The sequence below is a fragment of the Streptomyces griseorubiginosus genome, assembly GCF_017614965.1.
GTDB lineage: Bacteria > Actinomycetota > Actinomycetes > Streptomycetales > Streptomycetaceae > Streptomyces > Streptomyces griseorubiginosus_B.
Window position 1 is genome coordinate 1 of sequence record NZ_WVUG01000392.1, and the last position, 7146, is coordinate 7146.

At 72.2% G+C, this 7146-nt stretch carries 8 protein-coding genes; 2 read left to right on the forward strand and 6 right to left on the reverse strand.

The annotated features are described in order from the left end of the window. Positions 1 to 325: 325 nt before the first annotated feature. Both GRC12_RS39925 and GRC12_RS39930 read left to right on the forward strand, forming a co-directional pair. The gene (locus tag GRC12_RS39925; RefSeq protein WP_208785360.1) at positions 326 to 1171 is read left to right on the forward strand and encodes a J domain-containing protein; all 846 of its coding nucleotides are present in this window, start codon (positions 326 to 328) and stop codon (positions 1169 to 1171) included. 58 nt (positions 1172 to 1229) lie between these two features. Continuing rightward, a complete protein-coding gene (locus GRC12_RS39930; protein ID WP_208785366.1) occupies positions 1230 to 1559 on the forward strand; it encodes a rhodanese-like domain-containing protein in 330 nt (109 codons plus the stop codon). A 68-nt stretch (positions 1560 to 1627) separates the two neighbouring features. Here GRC12_RS39930 and GRC12_RS39935 read toward each other — a convergent pair whose 3' ends face one another. From GRC12_RS39935 to paaA, 6 genes are all read right to left on the reverse strand, one after another. After that, positions 1628 to 2761, reverse strand: a complete 1134-nt coding sequence (locus GRC12_RS39935) for an acyl-CoA dehydrogenase family protein (protein ID WP_208785361.1) — start codon at positions 2759 to 2761, stop codon at positions 1628 to 1630. 321 nt (positions 2762 to 3082) lie between these two features. Continuing rightward, positions 3083 to 4147, reverse strand: coding sequence for a 2Fe-2S iron-sulfur cluster-binding protein (locus GRC12_RS39940; RefSeq protein WP_208785362.1), 1065 nt, complete (start codon positions 4145 to 4147; stop codon positions 3083 to 3085). Continuing rightward, positions 4147 to 4686, reverse strand: coding sequence for a 1,2-phenylacetyl-CoA epoxidase subunit PaaD (gene paaD, locus GRC12_RS39945; RefSeq protein ID WP_208785363.1), 540 nt, complete (start codon positions 4684 to 4686; stop codon positions 4147 to 4149). Before paaD ends, GRC12_RS39940 begins: the two co-directional genes overlap by 1 nt. After that, positions 4680 to 5399: a 1,2-phenylacetyl-CoA epoxidase subunit PaaC gene (paaC, locus tag GRC12_RS39950; protein ID WP_208785364.1), complete on the reverse strand. Its 720-nt coding sequence runs from the start codon at positions 5397 to 5399 to the stop codon at positions 4680 to 4682. The genes paaD and paaC overlap by 7 nt, the downstream gene beginning before the upstream one ends. Next, complete coding sequence (gene paaB, locus GRC12_RS39955) at positions 5396 to 5683, reverse strand: 1,2-phenylacetyl-CoA epoxidase subunit PaaB (protein ID WP_133043987.1); 288 nt, start codon at positions 5681 to 5683, stop codon at positions 5396 to 5398. The genes paaC and paaB overlap by 4 nt, the downstream gene beginning before the upstream one ends. Beyond that, positions 5680 to 6675 carry a 1,2-phenylacetyl-CoA epoxidase subunit PaaA gene (gene paaA / locus GRC12_RS39960; protein WP_208785365.1) on the reverse strand — a complete coding sequence of 332 codons (996 nt, stop codon included), beginning with the start codon at positions 6673 to 6675 and terminating at the stop codon, positions 5680 to 5682. Before paaA ends, paaB begins: the two co-directional genes overlap by 4 nt. Between the last annotated feature and the right edge of the window lie 471 nt (positions 6676 to 7146).

Here is a 7146-nt window from a genome sequence, read left to right on the forward strand (position 1 = left end):
GATGGCAGGCGGGGGGCGTTGGGTGTGATGGCAGGCGGGGGGCGTCAGCGTGAAGCGGTGGCGGGCGTGGTGTCTGGCGGCGTCGGGGCCGCGTGAGTGGTGGCGGGCGTGGTGTCTGGCGGCGTCGGGGCCGCGTGAGTGGTGGCGGGCGTGGTGTCTGGCGGCGTCGGGGCCGCGTGAGTGGTGGCGGGGGTGATGTCTGGCGGCGTCGGGGCCGCGTGAGCGGTGCTCGTGAGGTGCTCCTCTCCGGTCGCACCGGCGTCCCGCGCGGGGTCGCCGTCGCAGGGCAGGCCGTGCCGCTTCCGGCGTGGCCTACGCTGGTCGGGTGACGAGCCCGGAAGCTGAGCAGGGTGGGGTCGCCGGTGAGACGCCATCGACGCCCGAGGACGGTGCGCCGCGCCCCGAGGAGCGCCTGGAGCGTGCCGTGCGGGCCGCCGAACAGGCGCTGATCGAGTACGAGATCGCGGTCGAGACCTTCCGTATCGAGGTCGAGAACTTCTCCCGGCTGCACCACCAGAAGCTCGGCCCGATGTACGCCCGCCTCGACGAGCTGGACGCGCAGATAGCCGAGGCCAGGGCCGCCCGCACCGGTGATCCCGAGGACCGTCGCAAGGCGGACGAGGCGCGTGCCCGGGTGCTGCCGATGCCGGCCGTGGAGGAGCTGTTCCACGGCTGGATGGACGGCGACGGCCTGTTCCCGGAAGCTGCGGCGATGCTCACCGAGCAGCCCGTACGGCCTCCGCAGCGGGTGCGCCCCAGCGCCGAGGCACGCAAGCTCTACCGCGAACTCGCCCGCAAGGCCCATCCCGACCTGGCCCAGGACGACGCCGAGCGGGCGCGCCGTGAGGAGTTCATCACCCGGGTCAACGGCGCTTACGCCCGCGGCGACGAGGCCCTGCTGCGTGAGCTGGCGGAGGAGTGGGCCAAGGGACCGGCGCCGGTGGAGCGGGGCCCGAGCCGCAGCGAGGAGCTGTACGCCCGCCTCGAGTGGCTCGCCCAGCGCAAGGAGATGCTGACGCTGGTGGCCAAGGAGCTGGAGGAGGGCGCGATCGGCTCGATGCTCCGGCTCGCTCCCGAGGACCCGGACCGTCTCCTCGACGAGATCGCCGAACAGCTCCTGGCGGACGTCGCCCTGCGCGAACAGGAGCTGGCGACGCTGCTCGGGCAGTAGCCGCGCGGGGACCTCGGACGGTGTCCGGTAGCGTCGGGGTATGAGTTTCGGAGCTGGTGTGCCCACGGTCGGGGTCTCGGACCTCAAGGACAGCGACTTCCTGGTGGACGTCCGCGAGGACGACGAGTGGCAGGCGGGCCATGCCGAAGGCGCCCTGCACATCCCCATCAGCGAGTTCGTCGCCCGCTACGGCGAGCTGACGGAGGCCGCGCCGCAGGACGGCCGCGTGCATGTGATCTGCCGCTCGGGCGGCCGGTCGGCCCAGGTCACGATGTATCTGGTCCAGCAGGGCATCGACGCGGTGAACGTCGACGGCGGCATGCAGGTCTGGGCCGCCGCGGGCCGACCGGTGGTGACGGACGAGGGCCGACCCGGGTTCGTGCTCTAGATCCAGGGATCCAGGGATCCAGGGAGCTGGGGCGCCAAGGAGGTAGGGCGCCAGGGGGCCAGGGGCCGTCAGCCCAGTGGGTGGGCCGCCAGCAGGTCGCCCAGTGCCTCCTCGTGTCCCGCCGCCGGGCCGAGCGACAGCTCCAGGTGCTTGGCCCAGGCGTGGTACCGGTGGAGCGGGTACTCGACGTCCGCGCCGAACCCGCCGTGCAGATGCTGTGCCGTCTGAACGATCCGCCGCACCCCCTCCGACGCCCAGATCTTGGCGACGGCGACGTCACCGGAGGCGGGGAGCGCGCCGGACGCCCCCGAGGCCAACCGCCACGCGGCCTGCCAGAGCGTGGCCTCCATGGCGCGGAGGTCGATGTAGCGGTCGGCGGCCTGTACCGCCACCGCCTGGAACGTGGCGATCGGATGACCGAACTGCTCCCGCTTGCCGGCGTAGTCGCTCGTCATCTCCAGCACCCGCTCGCCCAGTCCGAGCGCGAGCGCACACGTCCCGGTCGTCAGCAGCTCCCGCAGCCACTCCCAGGCCCCGTCCGCGTCGATCACGTCCCGGGCCGCGATCCTCACCGACTCCAGCCGCAGCTCGCCCAGCCGCTCCCCCGCGGTGGAGATCTGCTCACCGAGCACGACCCCTTCGTGGTCGCGGGACACCACGGCGAGCAGGGTCCGGTCCGCCGCCGTCCGCGCCGGTACCAGGACGAGGTCGGCGGTGTGCGCCCACGGCACCGCGGTCTGTACCCCGTCCAGCAACCAGTCGTCGCCCTCCTGTCGGGCGGTGACGGCGAGCTCGGCCCCGTCGTGACCGGTGCGGCCGTTCGAAGCGACGGTCAGCACCAGCTCGCCCCGCCCCGCCCGCTCCAGCAGCGCCGCCTTCAACTCCGGCCCGCCGTAGGCCTGTACGGCGGCGGTGGCCGCGGCGCTCTCCAGCAACGGCACTCGCGCCAGCCCCTTCGCCGACTCCCGGAGCACCAGGCACAGCGCGATGGCGTCCAGCCCCGCCCCGCCGTACTCCGCGTCCAGCAGCAGACTCAGCAGGTCGGCCTCGGCGAGCCTGTCCCACAACGGACGGTCGAAGTCCTCGGCGACGGCGCCCGCGACCAGCGAGGGAGAGGGCACCGTGTCCGGAGCGACCCCGGCGAACACTCCCCGTGCCGCCTCGGCCGCCGCCTGCTGCTCCTCGGTGAAGGTGAAGTCCACGGTCCTGTCCCTCCGGAGGGTCCGCTGATCTGACGGACCGTCAAGATAGAACAGGTTCTAGAAGAAGGGAACGGGCCGCCGACGGCCAATGCACGGCCAATGCACGGCCAATGCACGGCCACTGCATGGCCGATGCACGGCCATCCACGGCCTTCCAGGGCCGATGCACGGCCAATGCGGGGGCGCCGCTCCGCTGCCATTACCGGTCGGGGCTGCCGCTCCGCCGGTCTTCACCGGTCGGGGCTGCCGCTCCGCCGGTGTTACCGATCGGGGCTGCCGCGCCACCGGTGTAACCGGTCAGGGCCGGCGCGCCACCGGTGTTCACCGGTCGAAGTCCAGCTCCACCTTCTCCGTCACCGGATGCGACTGGCACGCCAGGACGTATCCCGCCTCCGTCTCCTCCCGCTCCAGCGCGAAGTTGCGGTCCATGCGAACCTCGCCGGTGACGAGGAAGGCACGGCACGTCCCGCACACCCCGCCCTTGCAGGCGTACGGGGCGTCGGGCCGGTTGCGCAGCACCGTGTCGAGCAGGGATTCACCGTCCTGCACGGGCCAGGTCCCGCCGCGCCCGTCGAGCCGGGCCGTGACCGTGCTGTGCGCGGGGGCGGCGGCGATGGTGGTGATGGTGACCGGCTGGGCACTGTCCACGTGGAAGATCTCCTCGTGGATACGGGCCCGCGGGACACCGAGGCCGCGCAGCGTCCGCTCCGCCTGCTGCACGAGCCCGTAGGGCCCGCACAGGAACCACCCCGCCACCCGGTCCACCGGCAGCAGCGCGGGCAGCAACCCGGTCAACCGCTCCTGGTCCAGCCGCCCGGACGGCAGCCCCGCCTGCTGTTCCTCCCGGGACAGCACCGTGACCAGCTGAAACCGACCCGGATACCGGTCCTTGAGGTCGGCGACCTCCTCCAGGAACATCGTCGAGGCGGCTGTGCGGTCGCTGCGTATGAGGCAGAACCGCGCCTCCGGCTCGCGCGCGAGCAGGGTCGAGACGATCGACAACACCGGGGTGATGCCGCTGCCGCCGACGACCGCCGCGTACAGACCGGGCGCCGGGTCGAGGGTGAAGCGGCCGGCCGGGGTCATGACCTCCAGCTCGTCACCGACGTTGATCTCCTTGAGCGCGTACGTCGAGAAGGCCCCGCCCTCCACCAGCCGCACGCCGACCCGCAGGGTGCGCGGCCCGTCCGCACCGGGTGCCGGGGAGCAGATCGAGTACGTACGGCGTATCTCGACCCCGTCGACCACGCGGCGCAGGGCGAGGTGCTGGCCGGCCGCGTGCCGGTACTCCTCGCGCAGTTCGGGCGGGACGGTCAGGGTTAGGGCCACGGAGTCGTCGGTGAGCCGGTCGACCGCCGCCACCGGGAGCGCGTGGAAGCGGGCCATCACAACTCCTTGAAGTGGTCGAAGGGTTCGCGGCAGGCGAGACAGCGGCGCAGTGCCTTGCACGCGGTGGAGGAGAAACGGCTCAGCAGCTCGGTGTCGGGGGAGCCGCAGTGGGGGCAGCGGACGGGTTCGGGCCGGGGTGCGGGTTCGTCGGCGAGGGTGCGGGTGGGCCCCAACCCGACGGTCACCGGCCCGGAGTCGCGTACGGAACGCGGCGGTGCGATCCCGAACTCCTGGAGTTTGCGCCGCCCTTCGGCCGTGATGTCGTCCGTCGACCAGGCCGGCCGCAGCACCGTGCGGACCGCGATCTCGCGCATGCCATGGGCCCGCAGCACCCGCTCTATGTCCAGCGACATCGCCTCGATGGCCGGGCAGCCGGTGTACGTCGGGGTCAGCTCCACCTCGACCGAGTCCGCGCCGCGCACATGCACCGCCCGAACGACACCGAGCTCCTGGAGGGTGAGCACCGGCAGCTCCGGGTCGGGCACCGAGCCGGCGATCTCGAGGAGTTCGGCCTCCAGCGGGGTCGTCGTCACCATGACGCCCCCGGGTGGCTGCGGTGCAGATGCTGCATCTCGGCGAGCATCCGCCCGAACGGCTCGGTGTGCACGCCCTGACGGCCCGCGCCGGCCGACCAGGCGCCGGAGCGCGGGCCCTCCGGGAGGGGCAGGGTCGCCCGGCGCAGCACGGCCTCGACGGACTCCAGCCAGGCGGTGTCCATCCCGGCCCAGTCGACGTCCAGCCCGTCCACCGGCTGGAACATCTCGCCGGTGAAGCGCCACAGTGCCGTGCACGCCCGCACCATCCGCTCATGGCTGGCGTCCGTGCCGTCGCCGAGCCGCAGGGTCCACTGCCCCGCGTGGTCGCGGTGGTAGGCGACTTCCTTGACGGCCTTCGCGGCGAGACCGGCGAACGGGCCGTCCCCGGCGGCCAGTTGGGAGTACAGCAGGTGCTGGTAGGCGGAGAAGTACAGCTGGCGGACGATGGTGTGGGCGAAGTCGCCGTTGGGCTGTTCCACCAACTGCAGGTTGCGGAAGGCGCGTTCCTCCCGCAGATACGCCAGCTCGTCCTCGTCTCCCACCGTCGACAGCAGCACCCTGGCCTGTCCGAGCAGGTCCAGCGCGATGTTGGCGAGGGCGACCTCCTCCTCCAGGACCGGGGCGTGGCCTGCCCACTCGCCCAGGCGGTGTGAGAGCACCAGGGCGTCGTCGCCGAGAGCGAGGGCGGCAGCCGTGGGAACGGTCGTCGTCACAGGTGCTTCACCCCCTCCGGGATCTCGTAGAACGTCGGGTGCCGGTACGGCTTGTCGGCGGCCGGCTCGAAGAACGGGTCCTTCTCGTCCGGCGAGGACGCGGTGATCGCGGCCGAGGGGACGACCCAGATCGAGACGCCCTCGCCGCGCCGGGTGTAGAGGTCGCGGGCGTTGCGCAGGGCGAACTCCGCGTCCGGCGCGTGCAGACTGCCGGCGTGGGTGTGGGACAGGCCCCGGCGCGAGCGCACGAAGACCTCCCACAGGGGCCAGTCGGTGTTGGTCATGCCTGCTCCGCTTTCGTGTCGTCGCTGTGCTTGGCCGCGTAGGCCGCGGCTGCCTCGCGCACCCAGGCGCCCTCTTCATGGGCCTTTCTGCGCTGGGTGAGCCGCTGTTCGTTGCACGGTCCGTTGCCCTTGAGGACTTCCTTGAACTCCGTCCAGTCGATCGGGCCGAAGTCGTAGTGCCCCCGCTCCTCGTTCCACTTCAGGTCCGGGTCGGGCAGGGTCAGGCCCAGCGACTCGGCCTGGGGGACGCAGATGTCGACGAAGCGCTGGCGCAGGTCGTCGTTCGAGTGCCGCTTGATCTTCCACGTCATCGACTGCGCGGAGTGCGCCGACTCGTCGTCGGGCGGGCCGAACATCATCAGGGACGGCCACCACCAGCGGTCCACCGCGTCCTGAGCCATCGCGTGCTGTTCGGGGGTGCCGCGGCTGAGCGCGAGCAGCAGTTCATAGCCCTGGCGCTGGTGGAAGGACTCCTCCTTGCAGATGCGGACCATGGCGCGCGCGTACGGTCCGTACGAGCAGCGGCACAGCGGGACCTGGTTGGTGATCGCCGCGCCGTCCACCAGCCAGCCGATGGCACCGACGTCCGCCCAGGTCAGGGTCGGGTAGTTGAAGATCGAGGAGTACTTCTGGCGGCCGGAGTGGAGCTTGTCCAGCAGTTCCTCGCGGCTGGTGCCGAGGGTCTCGGCCGCGCTGTAGAGGTAGAGCCCGTGGCCCGCCTCGTCCTGGACCTTGGCCATCAGGATGGCCTTGCGGCGCAGGGAGGGAGCGCGCGTGATCCAGTTGGCCTCCGGCTGCATGCCGATGATCTCGGAATGGGCGTGCTGGGCCATCTGCCGGACCAGCGTCGCGCGATAGGCGTCGGGCATCCAGTCCCGCGGTTCGATGCGCCCGTCCGCGGCCACGGCGGCGTCGAAGGCACGCTCGTAGGCGGCGGTGCCCGCGTGTTCCTCCTCGGTGCCGTACGCCTTGTGCGCGGCTGCTGTGGCCATGCGGTCCCCCTCGACCTGGGTTCTGTCCGGAGTCGGCTCCCGACCGATCGTTCGGTTCGTGCGATTCCATGGTCGGTCGGGCGCCGTAAGGTGTCAACCGCTGTGGACAACCCGCGGGCATGCCCTGTGGAAAACGCGGATCCGGTCCGCGCCGCCGGGCCGGTCCGGTAGGACAGGCCGGTCCGGCAGGACGGACCTGGCTACGAGGGAAGGGACTGTGCCTGGCGGACGGGTCTGAGTACCGTTCGCGTGCGAGTGCGGTGGTGCGGCGGGCCCGTGTGGTGCGGCGCCCGCGGCCGGGCAGCCGAAGACGGACCGGAATCGGGGATCGGGGCGGAATGGACGCGTACGACACAGGGTCGGGCGCCCGGCGTGTGCCGGACGGGCCCGGCGGCTTGCCCGAGCCGGGTGAACCGGACGGGACGGCCGAGCAGTGGTCCGCGCCGCCCGAGCCCCCCTCACCCGCACCCG